This window comes from Lapidilactobacillus luobeiensis (assembly GCF_024345205.1).
Taxonomy (GTDB): domain Bacteria; phylum Bacillota; class Bacilli; order Lactobacillales; family Lactobacillaceae; genus Lapidilactobacillus; species Lapidilactobacillus luobeiensis.
In genome coordinates this window covers 1-25,255 of sequence record NZ_BROC01000015.1, presented here as the reverse complement: position 1 = coordinate 25,255, position 25,255 = coordinate 1, and the positions used below count along the sequence as shown (strand labels likewise).

Below are 25,255 nucleotides of genomic sequence, written 5' to 3'. Positions count from 1 at the left end.
GATGTTTGATCGTTAACCTCTTTATCGTATTACTATTCGATTACCACTCAAGGAGCATCCAACCTGATCTCGCGAAGACTTTGCACCAAACAGTCTCTCTCTAAACGCTGATCACGCTAACATATCTCAAGTCAAAAATCATTATAGTGAAAATCAACGCCGCTGTCAATTACCGCAGCTAAAAACTGTCAGCTTAAACCTAACGATCAACGGATCAATCTAACTGAATATTAAAAACAGAACGATAGGCCGCCCAAAGCGGCAATTTACCGGAAAAGCCATTCTCTTTAACGGCAAACAAACGCTCAGCCAATACATCTGCAGTCAACGGCGCTGGCTCAACGCCATTGAGTAAGGCCGCAGTTGCCATGAACGGATTGCCTTTACTGTAGATTGGATCATCCAATAATTCCACAGTGGGTAGATCATCGAACATCATTCCCAAACCCAATTGGTGATCCGCGGCAGTTGGCTGATAATTAGCGAAACTAGCCGGCAAATTGGCGCTAGCCGCGTACTCCCATTGATTTCGAGTCGGCAAATTCGCACCATCGCGCCGTAATTCTTGGCGCAAACTATCAAAAGTAAAGTCTTTCAACAAGAACACTTTGGTCGCATGATCATCAACCGGCGCAAAAAATAGATCGCCCGTATCCGCCAGCTCATCATCAACAGCAAAAGGATCTAACGTTGCCTGACGTTGGTCAAGATAAGCTTTGATCTCTGTTTGGTATTTTTTCAATAGTCGTTGATCACCCTGTGAAGCGCCAGTGACCTGATCCAACTCACCGATCAATTTCAAACCTGCGGGGATCGCCTGAACGCTCATCAGAAAAGGAGCCACATTAGTGCTGTGCGCGACCAGCTCGCCAGCCTCTTGTCCCGGCATAAAGAAGAAAGATTGGCCATTGAGATCAACAGTGAACGTCCGCCAGGTTTGATCAGCACTGGGTGTTTCCACATACTGGATCCGTTCCACAGTCCATAACGGATTGACAAAATAACGTAGCACTTGTTCAAAAATTTTCTGTTGTACCTCCGCCGTAAGGTCACGCCAACTTGACCAATACAGCATATTCTCCGAGATCATCGCGATGTCTTCCTTTTCTGCTTTTGTTGATTACGTTCTGCCCGTTGCTCGATTTTCCGCTTACGACGCCGGTCATCACTGATCGCTTGTTTGATCTTCTTACGATAGCCAGGTTTTCCTTTGCCCCGCGCCTTCTTAACATAACCGACCAAAGTAGGATCTAATTTATGTTGTGTCGCCCGCCGTTGATCCCGCCGTTGTCGATCATAACTATCAATGATCTGACCTTTTGACAAAGCTTTCGGTAAGAATTTCACGCCTAAATGTTCCAATTGCGCGACCAAATTTTCTTCAGCCGGACGATACAAAGTGATCGCGGTCCCAGACAAGCCATTGCGACCAGTCCGACCAACCCGATGGATAAAGAATTCTTGATCTTGCGGCAACTCATAGTTGATCACCAGTGAGACTCCAGGAATATCGATACCACGCGCCGCCAGATCCGTTGCGACCACATATTGATATTCAAGGTTCTCGATCTGCTTCATCACTCGTTTCCGTTCGCGCGGTTGGAGCCCGCCATGGATCTTGGCAACCCGCAGACCTTTTTTCTTGAGATAATCGGTCAGTTCATCAACGGTTTGTTTCGTATTAGCGAAAACTAAGGCTAAATAAGGTTGACCGAGCGTTAACAATTGTGCTACTAATTCAGCCTTATTTTTCCCGCCAGTCGCAAACAACCAATTCTCTACTTGCGGATTGATCACTGACTTCGGCGCTAACTTGATTTGTTCAGGCGCGTGTAGATATTTACGCAGGAACGGTTGTAATTTATCGGGGATCGTCGCCGAGAAAACAGCAGTCTGCAAGTTTGCAGGCATTTTACTGGCGATCGCGTCGACTTGGTTGAGAAAACCCATATCCAAAGTCATATCTGCTTCATCGATCACCAAAAAACGAACTTGATCGACTCGTAAGGCGGCGCTAGAAACCAAGTCTAAGATTCGACCAGGTGTCCCGATCACGATATCCGGTTGTTGCCGCTGCAATTTCTCGATCTGACGCTCCTTGTCACTGCCACCTACATATAAATGAGTCGACCAGTGCTCATTGCTGGCCGTTAGCAGCGCTTTGGTCATTTCATAAGTCTGGGTAGCCAATTCTCGACTTGGCGCAGTGATCACCAACTGAGCCAGTTCTTCGTGCTTTTCTAAGCGGCTCAATAATGGCAACAAAAAGGCATGAGTCTTGCCACTCCCTGTTTGTGATTCCACAATAGCGTCTTTACCCGCTAATAAAACAGGAATGACCGCGTTTTGGACCGGGGTCGGTTGACGAAATCCGATTTCTGTCAACCCGGTCAAGATACTAGGCTTTAAGCCGTAATCAGCAAATTCATTTGGCATTGCATTTCTCCTTAATCAACATCTTGTACGATTCTAGTTTGCTTGGTGGTGCTATTGCGGCGTGACTTGATAAGCCGCGCCAGCCGCTACCATTGCTTGGATGATCGTCTGGACTTCTTCAAGATCACGAGCGCTGGCACCACTTGCAAGCGGATGGCCACCACCATTGTGGGCTTTAGCGATACCATTGATGATCGGTCCTTTTGAACGGAAATGAACGCGATAAGTCCCGTCAGGTTTTTCAACATAAAGTGACCAAAGCAGGACCCCTTTAAGTCGACCAGGTGTGGAAACGATCGAATTGACCTGATCATCTCGTAAGCCCAGCTTCTTGATCAATGCTTGACTGATCACGACGTGGGCCGCGCCTTGACCATCGAATTGGATTTGATCGAACACAGTGGACTGCAAGCGTGCCTGACCCAAAGTCATTTCGTAAAGATTCTCACTGACCGCCGTATGATCAAAACCAGTACTGACTAATTGTGCCGCCACATTGAAGGTATGGGCTGTTGTAGCGTTATACATAAACCGCCCCGTATCGCCAACGATCCCCGCATAAAGTACCCGCGCCGCCTCCTGAGTCAGGACCAACTGCCCCGCACTAGCATTGATCAGATCAGTGATGATCTCTGAAGAACTGGACGCGCTTGTTTGCACATAATAATAATCACCATAGGCATCATCATTGGGATGATGGTCGATCTTGATCAAAAACGCACCTTGATCAAAACGAGGATCACTGATCCGTGGTGTATTGGCAGTATCGGTCACGATCACCAAAGCCCCTTGGTAGAAATCATCACTAACTTCTTCAGGTTGATTCAGCCAATCAAGATCGCCGACAGCGCCACCAACAGTCCTGACTTGTTTTTCAGGATAACCGGCCCGGATCGCTGTGGCAAGACCACCTTGAGATCCTAACGCGTCAGGATCAGGATTTTGATGGCGGTGGATCACGATTTTATCATAAGCTTGGATTTTTTCAAGGATCTGCGCAAAATTTGCTTCCATTTTTTATATCTCCTCAATAACCTGACAAGTTACCATGGCCTTGGCCACGATCAAATGATCGGATAGAATATCAACGTCAAAATAAGTTCGCCGACGACTAGCATTGACCACACGTAATTTGATCGTCAACTCGTGATCGATCTGCACCAACCGTAAATAATACAGATTCAATTGGTCGACCATACTGACCTTTTGCTGGTAAAGGCGCAAAGAACGCGTTGCTGCTAACGTCAACAATTCAGTCAAGACCCCGATCGCCAAAGTGCCATCATCATTGGCCATTTGTGGCGTAACTAGAGCGTGCCAATCAGGAAAATCATCACCGTTATCCAGCGGCGTTTCCTCGACTGCCAAAGCCTCACCGATCTGCGCTTCCAGCGTCCAAGTACCCATTTTTGAAAGTGGCCGTTCATGAGCTTGGACATCACTGCGATTGACCAACCCGATCAGATTGAAGCCAGTATCGACAACAGGCAACAGATCGATCGAATTAGACATCAATAAATGGGTCGCGTTAGCCAAAGACGTATGCAAGGTCACTGTGATCGGATTCTTGACCATGACTTTGTCCAAACTCGTGCCACCGCTAAACCCTTGGATATCATGATACGTGATCACTCCGACCAAACGGCCCTTATCGGTCACAACAGCAAAACGCGATTTATTCGTGCTATTGCGCAGCGCCAGATAATCGCTGACTTTCTGGGTCTGACGTAACACTTGGATCTGTTCAATTGGTTCATAAACATCATTGACCGTCAAAATATCTTGCTTGATATTTTTGTTGGAGATCTCGCGATTGATCAAACTCGCAACTGTATACGTGTCATAGTTGGTACTGATCAAAGGCAATTCTTCATCGTCCGCCAAACGAATATTCTCAGTAGTCGTATCAAAACCACCAGTGATCAGTACGGCTGCCCCGTGCTCCAAAGCAATCCTCTGGGCACCAGAACGATTGCCGACGATCACCAAGGACATTGGCGTGATATAGGGAATCATCGCTTCTTCAGTCATGGCGCCGATCACGAATTTATTTAAAGTTTTAGCCAAACCAGCAGCGCCGCCAAGTAAACGGCCATTGATCAGATCTAGGATATCTGAAAAAGAAAGTTCCTCGATCTTCTTAGGTCGCTCTTTTTCGATCCGCACCGTCCCGACTCGCTCGATCGTTGCGACCAAGCCATTGGTCTCGGCTGATTTGATGGCACGATAAGCCGTACCTTCACTGACTTGAAGTTCATGCGCGATCGAGCGCACCGAAACTTTCTGACCGATCGGCAAAGTCTCCAAATAACGAATGATCTCTTCATGTTTTGTTGCCACTAACTCACCCACTTTTATTACAGTCTCTACTGTCTTAGTATATCTGTTTCTTAGGCTAAACACAAAGTTAATCTAGGCAAAAAGCCCGTAAATAATAACAGCTGGTCCAGAAAGGACTAACACAGAAAAAAGAGATCAAGTCATTTCGACTCGATCTCTAAAATCAGTGGATCCTACTCGTTTTTATTAAGAAAATAACGACTACATCATACCGCCCATACCAGCGCCAGGGCCAGCAGGAGCTTCAGGTTTTTCAGGTTCTGGCTTATCAGCCACAACTGCCTCAGTCGTCAACATCAAAGCAGCAACACTGGCCGCATTTTGTAACGCTGAACGAGTGACCTTAGTTGGATCCAAGATCCCAGCCTCGATCATATTCTCCCACTTATCAGTGGCAGCGTTATAACCAACCTCGTTTGCTTGGCCCTTCATGTGTTCCACAATGACAGAACCTTCCATGCCAGCATTTTCAGCGATCTGACGAACTGGTTCTTCCAAAGCCCGGACCACGATGTTGATCCCAGTTTGAACATCACCAGTTTCTTGCAATTCTTTGACAGCAGAGATCACGTTGACAAAGGCAGTACCACCACCAGCGACGTAACCTTCTTCAACTGCGGCCCGAGTCGCGTTCAAAGCGTCTTCGATCCGATATTTGCGTTCTTTCAATTCAGTTTCAGTTGCGGCACCAACATTGATCACGGCAACACCGCCAGCTAATTTAGCCAAACGTTCTTGCAACTTCTCCCGATCGAAATCAGAAGTCGTATCAGCGATCTGACCCTTGATCAAGTCGACCCGTTCTTGGATTGCTTCTTTGGCACCAGCACCTTCAACGATCGTTGTATTATCTTTAGTGACTGTGACTTTACCAGCCTGGCCTAATTGTTCCAGTTTGGTATCTTTCAATTCAAGCCCAAGGTCGCTAGTGATCACAGTCCCGCCAGTCAAAACAGCGATGTCTTCCAATTGTGCTTTACGGCGATCGCCAAAGCCAGGAGCCTTGACTGCAACAACGTTGAACGTTCCCCGGATCTTATTCAAAACTAGGGTCGGTAATGCTTCGCCTTCAACATCATCAGCAATGATCAAAAGTGCCTTGCCTTGTTGAACGATTTCTTGCAACATTGGCAAGATTTCTTGGATATTACTGATCTTCTTGTCGGTGATCAAGATATAAGGATTGTCCAGATCGGCTTCCATTTTATCATTATCGGTGACCATGTACTGTGACAAGTAACCGCGATCGAATTGCATCCCTTCGACCACACTCAAGTCAGTTTCGATCCCTTTAGATTCTTCGATCGTGATAACACCATCATGACCAACTTTTTCCATGGCATCAGCAATCAGTTTACCGACTTCATCACTTGATGAAGAAACTGAAGCAACTTGGGCGATCTGGCTCTTATTTTCAACTTTATGAGCGATCTTGTGTAATTCAGCGACTGCAGTACTTGTTGCTAATTCGATCCCACGGCGGATACCAACTGGGTTCGCGCCAGCAGTAACGTTCTTCATCCCTTCACGAATGATCGCTTGCGCCAAAACAGTTGCTGTTGTGGTCCCATCACCAGCGATATCGTTGGTCTTAGACGCAACTTCAGAAACTAACTTTGCGCCCATATTTTCGAAATGGTCTTCCAATTCGATATCTTTGGCGATCGTCACACCATCATTGGTGATCTCTGGTGAACCATATGATTTCTCCAAAACAACATTGCGGCCTTTAGGTCCTAAAGTTGTTTTAACTGTATTTGCTAATTGATCAACACCGCGAAGCATTGCCGCGCGCGCGTCTTCAGAAAATCTGATTTCCTTCGTCATTAAAAATTACCACCTTATCAAAAAATTTATTTAAAACGTTGTTCGCGACTGACTTGGGATCAGTCAACGATCGCCATGATATCTTTTTCATGAAGGACCAAGTATGACTCGCCTTCATACTTAACTTCAGAACCGGCGTACTTATCAAACAAAACTGTTTGACCTTCTTTGACAGTCAAAGGTACTTGCTTGCCATCTTCGGTAAAGCGACCAGCGCTGATGGCAACGATCTTGCCTGTTTGTGGCTTCTCTTTAGCATTGCTAGCTAAAACGATCCCACCTACCGTTTGTTCCTCTGGTTCTTCGACAGTTACGATAACACGATCTCCTAAAGGTTTTAACACAGAAAATCCCTCCGTTAACATTTATTCTTTTTAGCACTCAATTGCATCAAGTGCTAACCACAAGATTCATAATAGCATTTTTCAGGGTGATTGCAAGTTTTTTCAACCTTGTTTTCTGATTTTCATTCAAAAAATAAAACGATTCCCCTGAGAAAGTGATTCCCCCACGGTCAAGATTTTCTCGATTTTTATCGGCCACAACGCGCTTTCGTGATAACCGAATCAGATTCCTCTTCAAGTTAGGCTTTTTTTGCATCCTAAAAATTGTTATGATTGAGCTAGTTTGTTTCACTTTGACACCGTCTAGCCCGCTGGCGCGCCACTGCTTGATCACAGCAAAATCACAGTAACCTCGATTGCTTCCTTGAATCCAAGTTAGTGCGATGATCAGGCCAGTTCCCAGTGACCACGTTGATCAGAGTTAAGAAAGGATGCTCACATGACTAATCGTAAAATTTGGACTAAAATCATTTGGATCGTGCTCGCTTACTTATTGATCCTTGCTGTGCCCGGGCAACTGCTATTAGCCCTTGGCATCAAGGGCGCCACTGGTGTCAGTTGGCAGATGGGGTTCAGTATCTTGCTCACCGTTTTATTTGTTTGGTATGATCATCGCTCTGATCAGAAGATCGGTATCGAACCAGAACCGAAACGATCCCTGGCCGATATTCTTCTCTATGGTGTCTTCGGTTTGATTTTATTTTTTGGTGTCAATTTTGTCGGTACCTTACTGATTTCTTTGTTCTTCGGAGTGCCACAAAGTTCAACCAATACGCAAGAAATCATCACAAACATTCACAAAGCGCCATTATTTGCGGTTTATGCTGCTTTGATCGCGCCCGTCCTAGAAGAGATCGTTTTCCGCAAAACACTTTACGGGCTCGGTCGACGCTTAATGAATCCAGTAGGGGCCGCCTTGATCTCAAGTCTACTCTTTGGCCTGGCGCACAATGACAATCGCTTTCTGATCGTCTACGCCGGCATCGGGGTCGTACAATGCTGGTTGTACCATAAGACCAAATCGATCAAGGTGACAATGGCCGCTCATATTATCTACAACAGTTTCGCCTTAGCAGTAGCACTGCTTTTGCCAAGGTGAGCGTAGGCGTTCTTGACCATCCAAGCCTGCTTTTGCTCAAAATCAGGCAGAGTAAGCCGGAGCGATGGCGACTTGCATAATTATGTAAGTGCAAAGAAGCACATTTTTCGGATCAGCCCATAAAAAAACTACCTGATCGTAATCAGGTAGTTCTAACGACAAGTTGATCAGCGCCTAATTTAATAGCGGATCATTCGCCAACGGATTGATCAAAGTACCATCTTCATTGAAGTTATCCAAGAAATAGATCAAGGTTTGTAGTTCGTTGGCCAGATCAACGTTGTGGACCCGGACATCATCAGGGACATTGACCCGCAATGGGGTGAAGTTTAAAATACCCTTGATACCGACTTTAACCAATTCATCTGTAATTTCTTGAGCCTGTTCGATCGGCACGGTCAAAATCACGATATCGATCTGTTGGGCCCGCAACTGTTCTTTCAGTTGCGCCATTGGATAGATCGGGACTCCGCTTTGGATCGTACCCGTCAAATCCGGATCAACATCAAAAGCCGCACTGATCCGAATATTATTCGTTTGGCGGAAATTGTAGTTGAGCAACGCATGACCAAGATTACCTACCCCGACCAAAGCGACATTCGTCAAATGGTCCTGATTAAGTAGGCGCTTGAAGAATGTCAATAATGAATCGACATCATAACCATAGCCACGCTTTCCTAAAGCGCCAAAGTAGGAAAAGTCACGACGGATCGTCGCGCTGTCGACTTTGACCGCTTCAGATAACTCAGCGGATGAGACCTTCTTCTTCTCTCCATCGTGGAGAAATTGTAAGTAACGATAGTATAAAGGTAAACGGCGCGCCGTTGCCTTTGGAATTTTTATTTCAGCCATTGCTGAAACACCTCAGTCTTTCAAACATTATTTTGTGGAGCATGTCAATTATCCAAAATGATTATTCCACAAATTAAGTAAATAAACAACTTAATTTCTAATTTGCATAATACCTGATTAGTGAAAAAGATGCAATAAAAATGCTTGAACCCTTTAGAATCAACGTTTGAACATTATAATGTTCTCACATCAATATTTTTTAAACTTTTATTAATTTTCGATTATTATGGAGGAACCTCACAATGATTATTTTGCAAGCTCAACAAGTCGCTCGTTTCTTTGGTGCTGAAACCCTATTTTCCGCTGTTAACCTGGAGATCCAAAATCAAGGTCGCGTGGGCTTGGTCGGCGTCAATGGTTCCGGCAAATCGACCTTGCTCAAGATCATCGCAGGTATCGATGCCCCTGATGAAGGACAAGTCGTTAAGAATAAGGGGCTGACCGTCGGCTATCTCGCGCAGAATAGCGGTCTAGATTCCGGCAAGACGATCATTGCCGAAATGATGGCCGTCTTCACTTATCTCAAGAATATGGAGAGCCAGCTTCGGCAACTCGAGCGTCAATTAGGGGAACACCCTACTGATCAAAACCTTTTGAATCAATACGATCAATTGCAAAACCGTTTTAAAGCAGAAAATGGTTACGGCTACGAGGCTGAGGTCAAAGCAGTGCTTCAAGGGTTTCAATTCCCTGCAGAGACCTATCAGCAGCCGATCAGTTCCTTATCTGGTGGGGAACGTTCACGCCTAGCGCTAGCCAAGATCTTGCTCCAACGACCTGATTTACTGATTCTTGATGAACCGACCAACCACTTGGATATCGAGACCCTCAACTGGTTAGAAAACTATTTGCAAAGTTATCGTGGCGCGTTATTGATCGTTTCCCATGACCAGTATTTTCTTGATCATGTGACTAAAGAGATCTTCGCGTTAGAACAACACACTTTGAAACATTATCACGGCAATTACAGTGCCTACTTGCAACAACGTCAAGAAAACTTCCAACAAGCCTTGAAAGCCTACGATCAGCAGCAAACTGAGATCAAGAAATTAGAAACTTTCGTTGAGAAGAATATCACCCGCGCTTCGACAACCAAACGCGCTCAAGCACGCCGGAAACAATTAGAAAAAATGGTGCGTCTAGCCAAGCCGATCGACGCTGATCAGAGTCTTCATTTCCATTTCGAGCTCACTAAAGAAACCGGTAAGGAAGTCCTATTTGTCCGTGACTTGGCCATTGGCTACGAGGACCATGTCATGTCGCGTCCGATCAATTTCGAAGTGATGAAACACCAACGAGTGGCGATCATTGGGCCAAATGGTGTTGGTAAATCCACTTTAGTCAAGACTCTCTTAAAACAGATCCCAGCTCTTGCCGGTAGTTTTAGATTTGGCGCTAACGTCGAGATCGGTTACTACGACCAGGATCAACGACAACTCGATCCCCAGCAAACGGTCTTAGAAACGATCTGGAGCGAGCATCCATTATTACCAGAACAAGAGATCCGGACAGTGCTAGGTAGTTTTCTGTTCAGCGGTGATGACGTCCAAAAAGTCGTTCATCAACTCTCTGGCGGTGAGAAAGCGCGGCTACTTTTAACAAAACTGGCCATGGAAAAACGGAACGTGCTCCTAATGGATGAGCCGACCAATCACCTAGACATTCAATCCAAGGAAGTCCTCGAACAAGCATTGGCACAGTTCACCGGCACTTTGATTTTTGTCTCCCATGACCGTTATTTTATCAATAGTCTGGCAGACCGGATCATAGATCTCACCCCGACTGGCAGTCAGGTCTATGAGGGCAATTACGACTTCTATCTGGAGAAACGTCAACCTGAACTCGCTACGACCACTGTCGCCACAGAGATCTCAACCAATCAAGCACAGTTTATCGCAGACAAGGCGCAACAACGCGAGCGACGCAAACTAGAACGTGCTGTCAGTGCCGCCGAAGAAAAAATGACCCAATTGCAACAGCAGGCCGAAGAGTTGCAGTTGCAAATGGCCCAACCGGCGATCCAAGCAGATTTTGTAAAATTGGGCGATCTGCAAAAACAACTTGATCAGATCCAAAACGCGGAATCTAAGGCCGAAAATGACTGGCTCCAAGCTACCGATGAATTGGAACAAAACTAGCTCGCTACTGGCGGCTGGTGCGATCTGCACGTCTACTCATGCGCACACCGCTACCTACTCCGCCCTAAAAAAGACGACAAAAAGACGCCTGTTCCCATGAACAGGGCGCCTTTTTTTAGTGGTCTAGAGCCAAATCCCAAGTTAAAGGGGCTTATTAGCCCATCAACTCTTCAGCGCGCGCCAAAACTGCATCGCCATCCATCATGCCATAACTACGCATGTCGATAACTTCAACAGGGATATTCTTACCGGCAACTTTATCTTGGAATTGCTTAAGCATATAACGAACTTGAGGTCCTAATAACAAAACGTCAACATCATTAGATGCCAAAGCGTTGTCAGCATCGCCTGCAGCTGTTGCGAAGATATTAGCATCGATACCCTTTGCTGCCGCAGCCTTTTGCATTTTTGAAACTAATAAACTGGTTGACATACCAGCACTACATACTAACATGATTGTTTTTTCGGCCATGATAAAACGCTCCTTAAAAAATGTTAATGAAAACTTCTAAACCGTTTTCAATACATTATCGATAATAGTCTAAAAAAGCTGATGTGTCAATGATTAATATCTAACGAGATCTAAGCTAGGGTCTGCGTTCAAGCTAAGATCAGCAGCAGGCGCGCCGGTTGCTAAGTAAACTTGGGCCGCGGCCCCGATCATCGCCGCATTATCACCACAAAGGCGTAGCGGCGGAATGATCAACTCGACCTGTGGAAAATTATTATGCAAGTTGGCACGCATCATTTCCCGAAGGCCTTGATTGGCAGCAACACCACCTGCGATCACCAATTGGTCGACGGGATGGGCACTTAAAGCCCGCAACGTTTTATTCACAAGGACCTCCCCTACACTAGCCTGAAAACTAGCGGCAAGGTCTTCACGAGAAAGTGTCTCCCCGATCTGGCTCGCATGATGGACGCGATTGATAAAGGCGCTTTTTAGCCCGCTGAAACTAAAATAAAGATTATCTTCATCGATCATCGCCCGCGGAAACTTAAAGGTATCATTACCAAGGTGCGCTAACCGATCAACTTCCTTGCCGGCAGGATAATTGATCCCTAGGACCCGACCGATCTTATCATAGGCTTCGCCAGCCGCATCATCACGTGTCTCACCTAATAATTCAAACTGATTGGGTGCGGAGACTAATACAAGTTCAGTATGCCCACCTGAGACCACTAACGCCATAAAAGGGTAGTGTAACGGTTTGACTAATTGGGCAGCATAGATATGGCCGGCAAGATGATTGATCGGCAACAGCGGCAACTGATGCGCATAAGCCAAGGCCTTAGCTGCACTGATCCCGATCAATAGGGAACCAACTAATCCTGGCCCATAAGTCACTGCGACAGCCGTCAGGTCCGCATAAGTCACTTGCGCCTCTGCCAATGCTAATTCAGTGCAATGAAGGATCTGTTCAACATGATGACGACTAGCAACTTCCGGAACAACACCACCAAAACGTTGGTGACTTTTGATCTGGGTCGCAATAATATTGCTAAGGATCTCGTGACCATCGGCGATCACTGCAACACTGGTCTCATCGCAACTAGTCTCAAAAGCGAGGATCAGTTGCCGTTTATTACTTTTCAAAACATTCACCGCTCATTTCTTGCTTGATCAAGCATTCTTTTTGGTTATTGAATTTAGTTCGAGACGCATTGAAACCGCGTCCGCTTGTTCTTGTTCATAATAATTTTTACGGATCCGCACATCACGAAAGCCTAAACGTCGATACAAAGCCAAGGCATTTTTATTATCGACCCTAGCCTCAAGCGTCATGATGCGACACCCCCGCGCACTGGCCACCGCGATCAAATAGCCCATCAGCCGCTGTCCCCAGCCTTGCTGTTGCCAAGAACGGCGTAAAGCGATATTGGTGACATGAGTCTCATTGTTGGAAAACCAAGCGCCAATAAAACCCACCAAAAGATCGTCAGCCGTAAATAAACCTAAATAAAGTCGATCCTGCTGACGGGATAATTCATTCATAAAAACCAAACGATCCCAAGGCGTCTTGCCATCATAAACGTCCCGCTCGATCGCCAGCGCTTGATTCAAATCGGCGACGACCAAGGGGCGCAGGGTCAAGCTGACCGCCCCAGATAGCCAAGTCACTGGCAAAGACGGCACACTCATTGCTGTCGTTGCCGAGATCGGATGAAAAAACTGCTTAAACTTGTTCAACAAAGTTTTCATGTGCCTCACCTGGATGTTCTTTGAGCCAGTTTGCTTCCGCTTCAGTGGGCCGCAAATAATTTGGCGCAAAGTGGTCAAGATCTGTTACCAATTGTTTCGCGGTCACTAATCGCCCAAATTCAGTCGCTACCGGCATCGTGGCTAAACCAGTGGCGATCGTTACTTGCGCCTGGGGCCAGGCTTGTCGCCACCATTGCTGTTGCTCAACGGTCAACTGTCCATTGATGACGATCGTTTGATTCGGCGCTCGCAATCGGTCTACACTGGCCACGATCTGTTCTGCTGCCAAATATTGATCCGCTTGCCGCTGTTGTAACTCACCATTCTCTCGCCATTGATAAAACCCGGCGAAAAAGCAATTACGACGCGCGTCGATCAGAGGCACCAATAAAGGTGCTGGCATGACCGAACGCCAAGTCGTCGTCAATGCCGCCAAACTTGACACTTGATACAACGGCTTCTTTAAGGTCCAGGCCAGCATTTTAGCCGTGGTGATCGCGATCCTAACGCCGGTATAAGAGCCCGGTCCTGCGGCGACGATGAACTGATCGATATCAGTGAGCTTCACCGCTGCAAAATTCAGTGCTTGATCGATCGCTGGCATCAAGGTCGCGCTATGATTTCTTGCCTTGGCTGTTTGGATCAGTGCCAAAGGTTGCTGGTCTTGGATCACGGCCACACTTAACGGTGTATTGGATGTATCTAATGCTAAAGTCAGCACAAAAAACGCCTCTGCTTTCTGAAAAAATATCTGTTTCAAGTTTAACACATTCTTGGGCCGAATGTTGCCTCGATCGTGACCTTGATCAGGACGTACTCACCCGGAAACTACCACGACTGCTGAGCTATTCAAACAGCAAAAAACGCACTGAGTCATCTCAATGCGTTTTCTGACGCTAACACCTTGCTGCTACCATTCTTACCGATCACCAAGCCGCTCATTGAGTCGCAAACGCTCGACCATCTGCAAAATGAAATAGATACCTACAAAATAGATGGGGATCATCAGCAACTCTTTGGGCAATCGGAGCCAAAACAATGGCCAAAATGACGCCCGATACATCAAATGGATGATCAACGTATTGAAGGCCAAATTGCTGATCAAATTAATGATCACAGCCGTTAACAGCACTCGGTTCCACTTGACCTGTGGCATTTTTCGTTGATCCAATAACCAGCCAAACACAAAACCACTAAAAATCGCGACTAACGTAAAAGCCGGATTAAAAGGACCGTTGGGAAACAAGATCGCGCCGACTAAATCACTGACGCCACTGGCAACTGCCGCATAAAAAGGACCATACCAATAGCCGATCAAGGCAGCCACCACAAAAGTCAGCGTGACTTTCAAATAATTAGTCCCAAAAGAAAAACGGCCTAACACTAATTGCACCGCAATTAAGACCGCTAAGAAAACTAATCGTTGCATGGATAGGCCATGCCCTGTTGTTTTTTCCATTCTGAACACTCCCCTGTTGGAGCGCCACCAAAGCGGCGAATGCGGCAGCCAAACCGCGATCGATCCTGATCTTCGTCCGATGTTCACATTCCGTTCCATCAGCACTTAACGCTTAGCCGCCTACTCCGAATATAGAAAAATATTACTGTTTTTTTGGTACAACTGCAAGTATCTTGCTTCTTGATCCGAAAAATCAGTTAAGTTCGTCTCAAAACAAGTGAACAGCAACACACATGAAACTCACTCAATGCCAACGAACTTGAGCTTCCGCCGCCACTTCAGTCCCATTCAAAATACGATGGTGAGTCGTGAACGCCGTCAACGTTTGATCGTTTTCATTTTGGAGCTGACTTTGGATCAGATCACCATAGCGGACCTCGTGCTCATAACGGATCAACATTTCTTGAGGACGGTGGGTCTGCAAAAAGTCTGCTCCTAAAGTATCCAACATCCAGTCAAAGTAATGCGCATTATTAACATGGCGATTGGAATCGATATCAAAATACCGCACCTGATAATCTTTAGTCGTTTGTAACTCAGTCCACGCCAATTTTGGCAAATGTGGCAGCCCAAGAACTTGCTTTGAAAATGGCGCATCATATTTACTGGTCAATTCCGCAGGCATCTTGATCATCCGCCGCTCGGTCAAACTCATGACTACCCAAGTGCTCCGAACTCCGACCAGTTCATTGCCCGCTTGGTCAAACAACCAATAATTCCGATAGCAAAAGAATTTATTATATTGAGTCACTTCAGTCCGAGCCTCGATCACTTCATGTTGCTTCGGTAAACGCGTGATATTGATCAAATACTCCGTTGTCACCCAACCTAACGCCAGCCGGTTCATATCATCAGGACCTAAGCCCTGAGCCGCCAGCTGTCGTTCTGAGGCCAAAACAAGATGATTCATCGCCGCTGAGAGATGCATCGACCCAGCCGGATCACATTCATAGAAAGGTACTGTAAATTCTTCTGCGTAATAGGTCATAGATTCTACTTCCCCTTAAACCATATTTTTATTTAATTTGGCGCTTCCTGCAAGCAAAACACAGTTGGCATGATCACTGAGCTGTTCACTTTTTTTCTGAGACTGAGCTACCGTTATCATTCTATCCTTAACCCTTAACACTAAGATCATCGGCTCAGTCAGTGCAATAACGACCGCCAAGTCTCTTGTGACGAACACCCGGCTTTAATCGTCAACCGCTTGCGTCAAGTCATGATAACGTTGATAAACGGTCTGCCGCGATAAACCTTGCTCCTGGGCGACTTGTTTGATCGCTTGATTTGGTTTTTGCCCACCGGCGATCAAACCTTCAACGGCCGCTTTCAAGTCAGCTGTTGAAAGTGGTCCCGATCCCTGCCGCGGTAATTCTGGCATAGCGGCCAACAACAGGACATACTCACCACGAGGCTCATGCTCGCTATACCAAGCCTGTAATTCAGCCAAGGTCCCACGTTCAAACGATTCGTGCAATTTGGTCAATTCTCGACCTAAAACGATTGCTTGATCAGAGGCAAAGACCGTGGCCAGATCAGCCAACGTTCGCCGTAAATGATGCGGCGATTCATACAAGATCATAGTTTCCTGTCGTTGGACCAATCGTGCTAGTGCTATTTTGAGTTCCTTTTTCTTTCGCGGTAAAAAACCATAAAAATAAAAGGGTTGTGGCACTAACCCTGAGGCGATCAATGCAGTGATCCCCGCACTGGCACCTGGTAGCGGCACCACGGCGATCTCCGCCGCAATCGCCGCCTGGACCAGTTCTTGCCCAGGATCTGAAATGGACGGCAATCCAGCATCAGAAACCTGAGCAATCGAGACCCCTGCCGTCATTTTTGCAATCAATTCGGGCAGTCGCTGTTGTGTATTATGCTCGTGAAAACTGATCTGTGGCGTTTTGATCCCAAAATGGGCCAATAATTTACCAGTGTTGCGTGTATCTTCGGCCGCGATCAGATCTACCGCTTGCAAGGTCTTGACCGCGCGAAAAGTCATATCATCAAGATTTCCGATCGGTGTGGGCACCAAAAAAAGGGTCCCCTTATCCGTCGGTTCAAAACTATTCTGAATCCGCAAAGGACGGCCCCCTTTTATTTTTTATGGCGACTTTTATTATTGCCATAAATGATATTTGTACAAAAAGCGCAGGGTTCATTGTTCTCCCGCCGTGCGCCATACATCATATTGCAGATGTGATAGCCCGCATCATAAAGTTTTTCAAGATTTCGCCGTGAAGGTAACATTTCCGGTTGCGGCGCAGTCTCAGTCGACGGTGCCAACTCATTCAGCCGCCCTCTTAGATGCTTGTTCTCGATCATCAATTCCGCATTTTGCTCCAACACGCGATTCAGCTCCTGACGAAATTCCGCCAAATCGCGCGCTAAGTTATCAGCCTCGGTTGACAAACGCTGAAAATCAGTAAAAGGATCATGTTGATTCATTTAAAATTTCCCTCTTTTATCAAAATTAGTTGTAATGATAACTGCTCCAATGTATTTTGAAAGCTAACATTAGCGTCTAATTGCTGCTTGACCTGTAAGACCTGCGCCAATTCCTGGGTGACTTGCGTCGAGGATACCTGTGGCGCTAATTCTTGCTGGGCCGCTGATTTCTGCGGCCATTTCAGCGCTGTCCCTAACTGGAACTTGGTCGTAAACAGGTCACTAAAAGTCAGCACTAACAGTTCTTCTAGTAAACGCCGCATCGCCTTGGCCTTAAACAAGGGTAAGATCGTACTTTGCACGAGCACAAACGCCATTGCTGATCCTTGGACTAGGCTTTGGTACCACTGCCAAAAAGCTGTCAATGCCGGCGCCAACGCATCTTGCTCATGTAATTCTTCGATCTCTGCGGTCGTTAGCGGGGTCTGGCTCAATACCTGACTTTGTTCTGTCGTAAGACCCATTGCTGCCAATGCCGCCGTCCGCGTTGCCAATTCAGGCGCCGGTAATAATACTGTTTGCACCCGTGAACGGATCGTCGGTAAGATTTGGGCCAATCGGGTGGTCGTCAAAATAATCAGCACTTGACTGACCGGTTCTTCCAAAAATTTAAGTAATGAATTGGCTGCCGGCAAGGTCATTTTATCTGCATCTGCGATCACAAACACTCGCTGACCAGTCAATCCACTTTTACTCAATTCTTGTTTCAGGTTGCGCACATCGTCGACACCGATCGATTGTGTTTCTGTTTGAACGACCAAGTAATCTGGATTATTTCCCGTTTGGATCCGTTGGCATTCTGCGCATTGCTGACAAGGATCGCCAGTAGCAGTCAAATCCTGACAAAAAAGACGCTCAGCCACCCACTGGGCCAGATCCAGTGCGCCAGCATTGACCGGTTCAGCAAACAAATAGGCATGGCTCAACCGATCCGTTGCAATCAAATCCTTGAAATGCATTTTGATCTCTGTCAGTGTCGTTTTTTCCATCCGTCGAGCGCTTAGAAATGATGGAATTGGTCAACTGGCATCACAAAGACAGTGGCGCCGCCGACTTGGACTTCGATCGGATAAGGCATCGAACTATCGCCCATTGGATCCAAATTAGCTGGTGGTGTCATAAATTGTTGCCGCGCGTGAGAAGTCCGTTTGATGATCTCCAGCACTTCCTCAACGCGATCATCCTCAACACCCACGATAAAGGTCGTATTGCCAGAACGTAAGAAACCGCCGGTCGTCGATAATTTAGTCGCACGAATATTGGCATCAATAAATTCATTGCTCAGGATATTAGCATCTTTATCCTGAACGATCGCAAGAATCAATTTCATGATAATTCCTCCTTTAATTGTAGCGCTGCTGGATCACATCTAAGCAAGTAGCCACGACCGTTGCTGCTGGTTGGCTGGCATCTACTTGGACCATCCGCGCTGATTGTGATTTTAGTAGTTGCTGATAAGTTGCACGCACTCGTTCGTGGAAGGCCAGTTGTTGCCCCTCCAAGCGATCGAAGCCCGCGCCTAACTTCTGAACACGCCGCAGACCTACTTCTACCGGAACATCGAGGTATAAAGTCAAATCAGGATAATGTCCTTGGATCGCGAAATCGTTCAAAGCCGCGACTTTCGCCATTCCCAACTGGTGGCCACCACCTTGATAGGCGATGGAGCTGTCGACGAACCGATCGCACAAAACGATCTTATTCGCAGCCAACGCTGGCTCAACGACCTCCACTAAATGTTGCCGCCGTGATGCAGCAAACAGCAATGCTTCAGTCCAATCATCCATTTCTGTGTTCGCCACATCAAGAATAATATGTCGGATCTGTTCGGCGATCGCGCTACCACCTGGCTCCCGAGTCACGATCACTTCCTGACCGGTTGCCTTGATCAGTGGTTCGACCAATCGTTGGATCACTGTTGATTTTCCAGCGCCGTCAGGTCCCTCAAACGAAATAAAAAATCCTGCCATTTGACTCCTCTACCTTCATTGTACAGTAAAACTGCTTTTTTCGTTCATTTTTAATTCACCAATTTTGTAACTGACTACGGTCAAAACTATCGGGTGACCACTGTCCGTAAAGTTTTAGCCTTGGTCCCACGATAACGAGCCTCGTGATACAGTAAATTGAATTTAGCCTGCTGGATCTTGATACTATCAACAAACTGGATCGGATCTTCCAGCCCCTGAGTAGCTGCCTTTTGAAGTCGCTGTAATTGGTCTTGGACTTGATCCAATTCATCACGCAAGAGCTGGTCACCTTCATGGCGCAATTTATATTTTGGCTTAAATAGACTCACAGCTCCCGCCGCCCTTCAACCGCTCGTTGTAGGGTCATTTCGTCAGCGTATTCAATATCTGAGCCGACAGAAAGACCATGGGCCAACCGGGTGACTTTGATCCCCGCTGGTTTGATCAAACGTGCCAAGTACATTGCGGTAGCTTCACCTTCTGGCGACGCGTTCGTGGCGACGATCACTTCATTGACCTCACTATTTTGCAATCGTTTGATCAGTGAAGCAATATTAAGATCTTCTGGTCCTTGACCATCCATTGGTGAAAGCACACCATGCAAAACATGATAACGACCCTGATAATCGTGCATTTTTTCCAGTGCCATAATGTCCTTAGGCTGCTCAACGACAAGGATCTGCGACTGATCCCGGTTAGGATCACGACAGATCTCGCAAGGGTCCACATCGGTAATATTGCCGCAGATACTGCAATAATGTAAATCCTCTTTGGCCTTTAACAAACTTTCCGCAAACTGCTTGACCGTCTCTTCATCCATATCAATGGTGTAAAAGGCCAATCGCGTCGCTGACTTACTACCGATCCCAGGTAATTTCATATAACTGTCGATCAATTTGGCGATTGCTTCTGGATACTGCATTCTTGATCACACCTTACATTAAGCCACGGGTATATTTACCCATTGTCTGTTCAGTCTGCTGATCGATCGTCTGTAACACATTATTTAGCGCTTCGATCAGCAGATCCTGCAACATATCCGGATCATCTGGATCGATCACTTCTGGTTTGATTTGAAGGTCCTTGACCTCGCGTTTGCCATTCATCGTGATCGTGACGTAATCATTGGCCGCTTTGCCAGTGAATTCAGCCACTTCCAATTGGCTCTGGGCCGCCTGCATTTCCTTTTGTAATTTTTGCATTTTCTTCATCATACCGGCCATATTTCCTGGATTTCCCCGCATCATAAAAACCTCTTTCTTTTTTTTATTTTTTTAATGATCGATCCACACGACTTACCCTTATTTTAACAGAATCATCCCAGACTAGTCTGGTTGGACCTTGACGATCTGTTCACCGAACAAAGCCTGCGCCTGATCCACTACGGAAGTCGGCGCTGCTGACTGCTCAGCAGGCTGCTTATCAGACGATGACACTGATGTTGGCGCCGGCACAGTCCGTTTTTGCACCCGGTGCTGCTGCAAATATGTTTTCCGTAATTGCGGCCACTGCGCTTCCTCGACCAAAACGATATCAGCATTGTTAGCCATAAAATGATTCAGTTCATTTTTTAGATCCGTCTGCAATTCTTGATCACCATTAGCCGTCTTAAGCGTAAAAGCGTAAGTAAAGGCCACAACGATCGCTTCGGAACTTGCCGCTACTGGTTTAGCGACCTGCATCATCGCTCGTTTGGCTGGCGATAATTTACTCAACATATCCGGCCAAACCTCTTGGACCGCATCTAAGTCACGCCGAGTCGCCTTACTCAAGACTCGATCAACAGCATCATGGTCGATCCGGATCGCGGCCCGCCGTGGTGTTGGGCTGGCCTTTCTTGGACGATCAGGGCTAGGGCCATTGCTGTTCTTTGCTGTTTCTTCCAGCCGTGCCACTGTCGCCGCTAGATCCTTCACTTGCGCGCGTAAACCCGTTACCTGATTTTCCGCCGGCTCAGCTTCCTCGGCTACTGGTGTGACCGGATCTGTTGCTTGCGTTCCGGTCACAAAACGAACTGTCAAGACCTCCAAAAACAAATCACTGTGCGCACTGGTCCGCAATTGCAGTAAAGTTTCATTAGCCTGATCGATCATTCGATAAAGCCGTTCATTCGTCACTTCGGTTGCAAAGGGCAACAAGTCAGCTGGTAGCGGACGATAATCTAGAGTTTGTAATAACTCTGGACTACTTTTTTGTAGCAAGAGATTACGCAACAAAGCGATCAGCCCTTCGATCAAACGAGACGCGGCCCGTCCATTCATAAATAACGTCGTGATCGTTTGTAACGCCTGATCCAAATCATTCTTGAAGATCGCTAATAAATATTGCGCCAATTGTTGATCACTGGCGTCTCCGGTCACTTCGAGCGCATTTTCTAAAGAAACGTGATCTTGACCAAACGACAGCACCTGATCAAGGATACTCAAAGCATCCCGCATTCCGCCATCTGCCGCCCGGCTGATCACATCTAACGCCTCAGGATCATAAGTGATCTGCTTTTCATCAAGGATCTTGACCATTTGCTCAGTTAAGTCTGCTGCCACGATCCGCCGAAAAGAAAAGTGTTGGGTCCGCGAAATGATCGTCGCTGGGACCTTCTGTAATTCCGTTGTCGCCAAAATAAAGATCACATGAGCAGGCGGTTCTTCTAGTGTTTTCAAAAGCGCGTTGAAAGCACCTGTGGATAACATATGGACTTCATCAATGATATAAACTTTATATTTGGCTTCTGTCGGCGGGTATTTGACTTTATCCCGAATATCGCGGATCTCATCCACACCATTGTTTGAAGCCGCATCGATCTCGATCACATCCGTCAATCGATTCTCATTGATTGCCTGACAGATCTGACACTGATTGCACGGCTCGCCGTTGACCGGATGTAAGCAGTTGACCGCCTTAGCAAAAATCTTCGCGCAAGAGGTTTTTCCGGTGCCACGAGGTCCCGCAAATAAGTAAGCGTGACTGATCTGATCGGTAATGATTGCATTTTGGAGTGTTTGCGTCACGATTTTCTGGCCAATGACCCCCGCAAACGTCTGTGGCCGCCAAACTCGATAAAGTGCTTGATATGCCATATTAACTCCTTCTATATCATTTTTATCAAACTGATTTCTGACTGCCCAGCCAGATCATGGCTTAACCTTAACACACTTAGGCAAACCACGTTGAGAAATTCAATAGCTGAACAGTATGTATTTAACCAACATTTTGCAATAAAAACAATGATCTAAAGTCGATCACCAAACAACATGACTTTACTTTATCAAAAATGGGCATCAAATACCATGATCCCCAAAAAATCCACACATATTTTTAAAAAAAGTACAAAAAAATAAGGCACATGACCCAGCAAGCTTAGTGCTGCTTCCTTCCGGACCTGACACGATTTGCAGGTGAGCCATTGCCTCAGCCTTTCGGCACTTACTATTGTAACGAATTAGAAGAAAAAAAGCCAGCACTTTATTGGAAAAGAGTGCTGCGCACAACGGGTTGACTTTGAGCATTAACCTAACAAGGATTATGGAAGCGCACCTTGCTTCCGGAATCCTTGTGTAGCTAAGCGCAGAAGTCAGTTGTGCGCAGCACGACTAGCAAACAACGAGTTTCAGTCCGGCTTGGATGGATCCGGCCTGGCCTGTTCTTGCCGGTGTCGTTTGGCCATCTTCTGACGTTGACGAATCGCGCGAAAAAACTGCTGTAGGAGTTCCTGGGCAGCCTGCTTCTCCACATCCGGGAAAACTAATGGTTGGTGATTGAACCGTGTATCTCGCAAAAGATCGACTAAAGTTCCGGCAGCGCCTGCTTTAGGATCTGGAGCCCCGTAATAAACTTCGGCGATGCGACTATTGATGATCGCACCGGCACACATGGGACAAGGTTCTAAGGTCACAAAGAGCCGGCAGCGCTCCAACCGCCAGCTGCCGATCGTTTGACAAGCCTGACGGATCGCCATGGTCTCCGCGTGATCCGTCGCATCTTGGCTGGTCTCTCTTAAATTATGGGCTTGAGCAATGATCTGCCCATCCAATTCGATCACCGCACCGATCGGGACTTCTCCTAAAGCAGCGGCCTTTTTAGCTTCAGCGAGCGCCACTGCCATATATCGTTCTTTTTGCGCCGCCGTTAGCGCTACTAAACTGATCAACCCATCTCGTCCTTTCTCGAAAAAAATGTTACACTAAACTATATCAATCTCAAGCTATCTCGATGACCACCTATCCTAAACTTGGGTCAAACCCAGTTACTCCAGTAGCCAATCAACTTGTCGGAAGGAGATCAGCGGATCCTAAGGTAATCAAATTACCCAGTTTTCGCGCCATCTTATGAACGAACCACTCGACCTGATCATGCGTCTCAAAAATACTTTTCCTAAAGCACGTACGCTTAAAGGCCCCCAGGAAGCGACCAGCCAAGAACGAGCATGGTCTTTTGCAGGCAACTGGTTGGCTATCAATAAAAAGGAACTAAACAATACCAGTACGCTGATCCTGCAAAACCTCAGCGATCAGAACTTCATCGCCGCTGATCAAAGTAATCCTTGGTATCAGTTCCTGACGCAACAATCAACGATCCTTCCGAAAGTGTCCGCTAAAACTGTGCGTTTGATCCAATTCCGCACCACCGTCCAAGACACCAATGATCGGCGCGAGTTTGCCCAGGCGATCGCCGACTTGTTCAGTCATTTGATCACAAATTTTTATTTAAATGAAAACACATTGATCATCGTCCAAGCAAATGGTCCCGAGACTTTGACGCTAGTGGAATTAGAAAGCATTCTGCAAACGATCGAAAGTGACTTTATGGTCAAAGCACAAGCCTTCATAGGCAACTACTGGCCGGTCGATGAACAACTGGCTGCTATTTTCAATGAAGAACAAGCTGTTTTCGCCAAATCAACGTCCTCGGTCAGTAGTCTGGCCACGCTTGCGCTTGATTATTACGCCCGTCCGCAATTACGAAAATCACCCTTGGCGCAACAACTCAATACGATCTTGAATCAAGACGCAGAGATCAAAGATGTGGTGATCGCCCTTTACCAAAGCGCCGGCAACTTGAGCTCGGCCGCCAAAAAGCTGTTCTTGCACCGTAATACCCTGCAATATCGGCTTGAACGTTTCTATGAGGCCACCAATCTAAACTTAAAACAGATGGACGATCTGGTTCTCTGCTATTTATTGATCACCGCGTTCAATGATTGAACAAAAGCTTTAGCACCGACCTTGTGCTAACTCCCCCAACGATCAATCTTGATTTTGAGCCTGCAAGATATAATAGCCTTTATCCCGATGCCGAACTTGAGCAACGGGATATTTTTGTTGCAATAATTTCAAGGCCGAGGGTGCACCCTGTTTTTTTTGCAAAACGGCTAATAATTGACCAGTTGGTTGTAAATGTTCTTGTCCCAAAGCTAAAAATTCGGAAACCACTTTTTTACCGGCCCGAACAGGGGGATTGGTCAAAATCAAATCAAAACGTTGATCAGTTAAGGCTGAGTAACCTTGGCTCGCCTTGATCTGTACTTGAGCACTCACCTGATTAGCCTGCGCGTTCTCTTCGGCGAGAGCCAACGCGCGTTGATTGACATCGACCATGGTCACCTGAGCTTGTGGGTAGGCCTTGGCAATACTGATCCCCACTGGACCATAGCCACAACCTAGATCAAGGCAAGTAAAGTTAGGGTGAGTTTGGGCCAACGTCTGGAGCAATTCGGCGCTACTCGTTAATAATGCGACGGTACCGTAATCAACTCGCGCGCGCGAGAAAACCCCGCGATCAGTGGTCAATTGCAATGACTGTCCCAGTAATGTGAAGTCAAATGTTTCCCGTTGATGATCCAACTCCGGATCGTTCTCAAAATATTGATTAGCCATCTGGTTACCCCATTTCTCTCTCATTGATTCAAGATGCTTTGCTAATTATAGCATGGATTCCCGCCAGCTTTGCTAGTGGATTTGTCCACAGATTCCCCTTTCAACGAAATTTATGAAAAAAAGAGTGAGAGCCAGTCCGGGTTGCTTCCGAGCACGTGTCTATCATGCGCGGGGTGTTGGTGGATGGCAAGCGTGGTGGGGCTCCAGGTCGGGCTGGGGGTGGTGGAACGCTGCGGGCACGACTTGAAGCTTTTCGGAAACCCGCCGAA

General features: G+C 46.6%; 27 protein-coding genes, 1 other RNA gene and 1 riboswitch. Of the genes, 3 read left to right on the top strand and 25 right to left on the bottom strand.

The genetic code is table 11. From position 1 onward, the window contains the following. Nucleotides 1-214: 214 nt before the first annotated feature. From OCU21_RS06745 to groES, 6 genes are all read right to left on the bottom strand, one after another. Nucleotides 215-1,090 (bottom strand): hypothetical protein, encoded by an 876-nt coding sequence (locus OCU21_RS06745; RefSeq protein ID WP_261806673.1) that lies wholly within the window; start codon nucleotides 1,088-1,090, stop codon nucleotides 215-217. Further along, entirely contained in the window at nucleotides 1,087-2,436 is a 1,350-nt protein-coding gene (locus tag OCU21_RS06740) for a DEAD/DEAH box helicase (protein WP_261806672.1), read from the bottom strand. The genes OCU21_RS06745 and OCU21_RS06740 overlap by 4 nt, the downstream gene beginning before the upstream one ends. Nucleotides 2,437-2,487: 51 nt before the next feature. Continuing rightward, nucleotides 2,488-3,450, bottom strand: a complete 963-nt coding sequence (locus OCU21_RS06735; RefSeq protein ID WP_261806671.1) for a DHH family phosphoesterase — start codon at nucleotides 3,448-3,450, stop codon at nucleotides 2,488-2,490. 3 nt (nucleotides 3,451-3,453) lie between these two features. Further along, complete coding sequence (locus tag OCU21_RS06730; protein ID WP_261806670.1) at nucleotides 3,454-4,776, bottom strand: DRTGG domain-containing protein; 1,323 nt, start codon at nucleotides 4,774-4,776, stop codon at nucleotides 3,454-3,456. 201 nt (nucleotides 4,777-4,977) lie between these two features. Then, complete coding sequence (gene groL, locus OCU21_RS06725) at nucleotides 4,978-6,603, bottom strand: chaperonin GroEL (protein ID WP_261806669.1); 1,626 nt, start codon at nucleotides 6,601-6,603, stop codon at nucleotides 4,978-4,980. 59 nt (nucleotides 6,604-6,662) lie between these two features. Further along, nucleotides 6,663-6,947: a co-chaperone GroES gene (gene groES, locus OCU21_RS06720; protein ID WP_261806668.1), complete on the bottom strand. Its 285-nt coding sequence runs from the start codon at nucleotides 6,945-6,947 to the stop codon at nucleotides 6,663-6,665. 439 nt (nucleotides 6,948-7,386) lie between these two features. Between groES and OCU21_RS06715 the strand changes: the two genes are divergently transcribed. Continuing rightward, nucleotides 7,387-8,046, top strand: a complete 660-nt coding sequence (locus tag OCU21_RS06715) for a CPBP family intramembrane glutamic endopeptidase (protein ID WP_261806667.1) — start codon at nucleotides 7,387-7,389, stop codon at nucleotides 8,044-8,046. Between the two features lie 174 nt (nucleotides 8,047-8,220). On the opposite strand, the gene OCU21_RS06710 is transcribed toward OCU21_RS06715, so the two are convergent. Then, nucleotides 8,221-8,898, bottom strand: coding sequence for a redox-sensing transcriptional repressor Rex (locus tag OCU21_RS06710; protein WP_261806666.1), 678 nt, complete (start codon nucleotides 8,896-8,898; stop codon nucleotides 8,221-8,223). A 242-nt stretch (nucleotides 8,899-9,140) separates the two neighbouring features. Between OCU21_RS06710 and abc-f the strand changes: the two genes are divergently transcribed. Beyond that, nucleotides 9,141-11,036, top strand: coding sequence for a ribosomal protection-like ABC-F family protein (gene abc-f, locus OCU21_RS06705; protein WP_261806665.1), 1,896 nt, complete (start codon nucleotides 9,141-9,143; stop codon nucleotides 11,034-11,036). A gap of 154 nt (nucleotides 11,037-11,190) precedes the next feature. Here the strand turns inward: abc-f and OCU21_RS06700 are convergent, their stop codons facing one another. The 17 genes from OCU21_RS06700 to tadA form a co-directional block, all read right to left on the bottom strand. Next, a complete protein-coding gene (locus OCU21_RS06700; protein ID WP_261806664.1) occupies nucleotides 11,191-11,508 on the bottom strand; it encodes a PTS sugar transporter subunit IIB in 318 nt (105 codons plus the stop codon). 93 nt (nucleotides 11,509-11,601) lie between these two features. Continuing rightward, nucleotides 11,602-12,633: a tRNA (adenosine(37)-N6)-threonylcarbamoyltransferase complex transferase subunit TsaD gene (gene tsaD / locus OCU21_RS06695; RefSeq protein WP_261806663.1), complete on the bottom strand. Its 1,032-nt coding sequence runs from the start codon at nucleotides 12,631-12,633 to the stop codon at nucleotides 11,602-11,604. A 27-nt stretch (nucleotides 12,634-12,660) separates the two neighbouring features. Continuing rightward, on the bottom strand, nucleotides 12,661-13,239 hold the full coding sequence (rimI, locus tag OCU21_RS06690) for a ribosomal protein S18-alanine N-acetyltransferase (protein ID WP_261806662.1): 579 nt from the start codon (nucleotides 13,237-13,239) through the stop codon (nucleotides 12,661-12,663). Then, on the bottom strand, nucleotides 13,214-13,999 hold the full coding sequence (gene tsaB / locus OCU21_RS06685; protein ID WP_261806661.1) for a tRNA (adenosine(37)-N6)-threonylcarbamoyltransferase complex dimerization subunit type 1 TsaB: 786 nt from the start codon (nucleotides 13,997-13,999) through the stop codon (nucleotides 13,214-13,216). The genes rimI and tsaB overlap by 26 nt, the downstream gene beginning before the upstream one ends. Nucleotides 14,000-14,158: 159 nt before the next feature. Then, nucleotides 14,159-14,698 carry a folate family ECF transporter S component gene (locus OCU21_RS06680; RefSeq protein WP_261806660.1) on the bottom strand — a complete coding sequence of 180 codons (540 nt, stop codon included), beginning with the start codon at nucleotides 14,696-14,698 and terminating at the stop codon, nucleotides 14,159-14,161. A 31-nt stretch (nucleotides 14,699-14,729) separates the two neighbouring features. Beyond that, a riboswitch (THF riboswitch) is annotated at nucleotides 14,730-14,828 on the bottom strand. 114 nt (nucleotides 14,829-14,942) lie between these two features. Beyond that, nucleotides 14,943-15,686 carry an acyl-[acyl-carrier-protein] thioesterase gene (locus OCU21_RS06675; protein ID WP_261806659.1) on the bottom strand — a complete coding sequence of 248 codons (744 nt, stop codon included), beginning with the start codon at nucleotides 15,684-15,686 and terminating at the stop codon, nucleotides 14,943-14,945. A gap of 204 nt (nucleotides 15,687-15,890) precedes the next feature. After that, nucleotides 15,891-16,778, bottom strand: coding sequence for a 16S rRNA (cytidine(1402)-2'-O)-methyltransferase (gene rsmI, locus OCU21_RS06670; protein ID WP_261806658.1), 888 nt, complete (start codon nucleotides 16,776-16,778; stop codon nucleotides 15,891-15,893). A 14-nt stretch (nucleotides 16,779-16,792) separates the two neighbouring features. Then, nucleotides 16,793-17,143: a DNA replication initiation control protein YabA gene (locus OCU21_RS06665; protein WP_261806657.1), complete on the bottom strand. Its 351-nt coding sequence runs from the start codon at nucleotides 17,141-17,143 to the stop codon at nucleotides 16,793-16,795. After that, complete coding sequence (locus OCU21_RS06660; protein ID WP_444979783.1) at nucleotides 17,140-18,102, bottom strand: DNA polymerase III delta subunit-related protein; 963 nt, start codon at nucleotides 18,100-18,102, stop codon at nucleotides 17,140-17,142. Before OCU21_RS06660 ends, OCU21_RS06665 begins: the two co-directional genes overlap by 4 nt. A 41-nt stretch (nucleotides 18,103-18,143) precedes the next feature. Continuing rightward, entirely contained in the window at nucleotides 18,144-18,473 is a 330-nt protein-coding gene (darA, locus tag OCU21_RS06655; RefSeq protein WP_261806655.1) for a cyclic di-AMP receptor DarA, read from the bottom strand. Between the two features lie 13 nt (nucleotides 18,474-18,486). Next, on the bottom strand, nucleotides 18,487-19,113 hold the full coding sequence (gene tmk, locus OCU21_RS06650; protein ID WP_261806654.1) for a dTMP kinase: 627 nt from the start codon (nucleotides 19,111-19,113) through the stop codon (nucleotides 18,487-18,489). Nucleotides 19,114-19,199: 86 nt separating this feature from the next. Beyond that, the gene (locus tag OCU21_RS06645) at nucleotides 19,200-19,442 is read right to left on the bottom strand and encodes a DUF2508 family protein (RefSeq protein ID WP_261806653.1); all 243 of its coding nucleotides are present in this window, start codon (nucleotides 19,440-19,442) and stop codon (nucleotides 19,200-19,202) included. After that, nucleotides 19,439-20,035, bottom strand: coding sequence for a recombination mediator RecR (recR, locus tag OCU21_RS06640; RefSeq protein ID WP_261806652.1), 597 nt, complete (start codon nucleotides 20,033-20,035; stop codon nucleotides 19,439-19,441). Before recR ends, OCU21_RS06645 begins: the two co-directional genes overlap by 4 nt. 13 nt (nucleotides 20,036-20,048) lie before the next feature. Further along, the gene (locus tag OCU21_RS06635) at nucleotides 20,049-20,357 is read right to left on the bottom strand and encodes a YbaB/EbfC family nucleoid-associated protein (protein WP_261806710.1); all 309 of its coding nucleotides are present in this window, start codon (nucleotides 20,355-20,357) and stop codon (nucleotides 20,049-20,051) included. A gap of 81 nt (nucleotides 20,358-20,438) precedes the next feature. Then, nucleotides 20,439-22,190, bottom strand: a complete 1,752-nt coding sequence (gene dnaX / locus OCU21_RS06630) for a DNA polymerase III subunit gamma/tau (RefSeq protein ID WP_261806651.1) — start codon at nucleotides 22,188-22,190, stop codon at nucleotides 20,439-20,441. A 244-nt stretch (nucleotides 22,191-22,434) separates the two neighbouring features. Continuing rightward, an RNA gene (gene ffs / locus OCU21_RS06625) (signal recognition particle sRNA small type) lies at nucleotides 22,435-22,533 on the bottom strand. A 187-nt stretch (nucleotides 22,534-22,720) separates the two neighbouring features. Beyond that, the gene (gene tadA, locus OCU21_RS06620) at nucleotides 22,721-23,260 is read right to left on the bottom strand and encodes a tRNA adenosine(34) deaminase TadA (protein ID WP_261806650.1); all 540 of its coding nucleotides are present in this window, start codon (nucleotides 23,258-23,260) and stop codon (nucleotides 22,721-22,723) included. Between the two features lie 298 nt (nucleotides 23,261-23,558). Here tadA and OCU21_RS06615 point away from each other — a divergent pair, with 298 nt between their 5' ends. Further along, entirely contained in the window at nucleotides 23,559-24,314 is a 756-nt protein-coding gene (locus OCU21_RS06615; RefSeq protein WP_261806649.1) for a PucR family transcriptional regulator, read from the top strand. 42 nt (nucleotides 24,315-24,356) lie between these two features. On the opposite strand, the gene OCU21_RS06610 is transcribed toward OCU21_RS06615, so the two are convergent. Beyond that, complete coding sequence (locus OCU21_RS06610; RefSeq protein WP_261806648.1) at nucleotides 24,357-24,986, bottom strand: class I SAM-dependent methyltransferase; 630 nt, start codon at nucleotides 24,984-24,986, stop codon at nucleotides 24,357-24,359. Between the last annotated feature and the right edge of the window lie 269 nt (nucleotides 24,987-25,255).

Bases quoted from the DNA above. Each gene is read 5' to 3' on its own strand.
- OCU21_RS06745 (WP_261806673.1), bottom strand. From the start codon at position 1,090: ATGATCTCGGAGAATATGCTGTATTGGTCAAGTTGGCGTGACCTTACG.
- OCU21_RS06740 (WP_261806672.1), bottom strand. From the start codon at position 2,436: ATGCCAAATGAATTTGCTGATTACGGCTTAAAGCCTAGTATCTTGACC.
- OCU21_RS06735 (WP_261806671.1), bottom strand. From the start codon at position 3,450: ATGGAAGCAAATTTTGCGCAGATCCTTGAAAAAATCCAAGCTTATGAT.
- groL (WP_261806669.1), bottom strand. From the start codon at position 6,603: ATGACGAAGGAAATCAGATTTTCTGAAGACGCGCGCGCGGCAATGCTT.
- OCU21_RS06715 (WP_261806667.1), top strand. From the start codon at position 7,387: ATGACTAATCGTAAAATTTGGACTAAAATCATTTGGATCGTGCTCGCT.
- OCU21_RS06710 (WP_261806666.1), bottom strand. From the start codon at position 8,898: ATGGCTGAAATAAAAATTCCAAAGGCAACGGCGCGCCGTTTACCTTTA.
- abc-f (WP_261806665.1), top strand. From the start codon at position 9,141: ATGATTATTTTGCAAGCTCAACAAGTCGCTCGTTTCTTTGGTGCTGAA.
- OCU21_RS06700 (WP_261806664.1), bottom strand. From the start codon at position 11,508: ATGGCCGAAAAAACAATCATGTTAGTATGTAGTGCTGGTATGTCAACC.
- rimI (WP_261806662.1), bottom strand. From the start codon at position 13,239: ATGAAAACTTTGTTGAACAAGTTTAAGCAGTTTTTTCATCCGATCTCG.
- OCU21_RS06680 (WP_261806660.1), bottom strand. From the start codon at position 14,698: ATGGAAAAAACAACAGGGCATGGCCTATCCATGCAACGATTAGTTTTC.
- OCU21_RS06675 (WP_261806659.1), bottom strand. From the start codon at position 15,686: ATGACCTATTACGCAGAAGAATTTACAGTACCTTTCTATGAATGTGAT.
- OCU21_RS06665 (WP_261806657.1), bottom strand. From the start codon at position 17,143: ATGAATCAACATGATCCTTTTACTGATTTTCAGCGTTTGTCAACCGAG.
- OCU21_RS06660 (WP_444979783.1), bottom strand. From the start codon at position 18,102: ATGCATTTCAAGGATTTGATTGCAACGGATCGGTTGAGCCATGCCTAT.
- darA (WP_261806655.1), bottom strand. From the start codon at position 18,473: ATGAAATTGATTCTTGCGATCGTTCAGGATAAAGATGCTAATATCCTG.
- tmk (WP_261806654.1), bottom strand. From the start codon at position 19,113: ATGGCAGGATTTTTTATTTCGTTTGAGGGACCTGACGGCGCTGGAAAA.
- recR (WP_261806652.1), bottom strand. From the start codon at position 20,035: ATGCAGTATCCAGAAGCAATCGCCAAATTGATCGACAGTTATATGAAA.
- OCU21_RS06635 (WP_261806710.1), bottom strand. From the start codon at position 20,357: ATGCGGGGAAATCCAGGAAATATGGCCGGTATGATGAAGAAAATGCAA.
- dnaX (WP_261806651.1), bottom strand. From the start codon at position 22,190: ATGGCATATCAAGCACTTTATCGAGTTTGGCGGCCACAGACGTTTGCG.
- OCU21_RS06610 (WP_261806648.1), bottom strand. From the start codon at position 24,986: ATGGCTAATCAATATTTTGAGAACGATCCGGAGTTGGATCATCAACGG.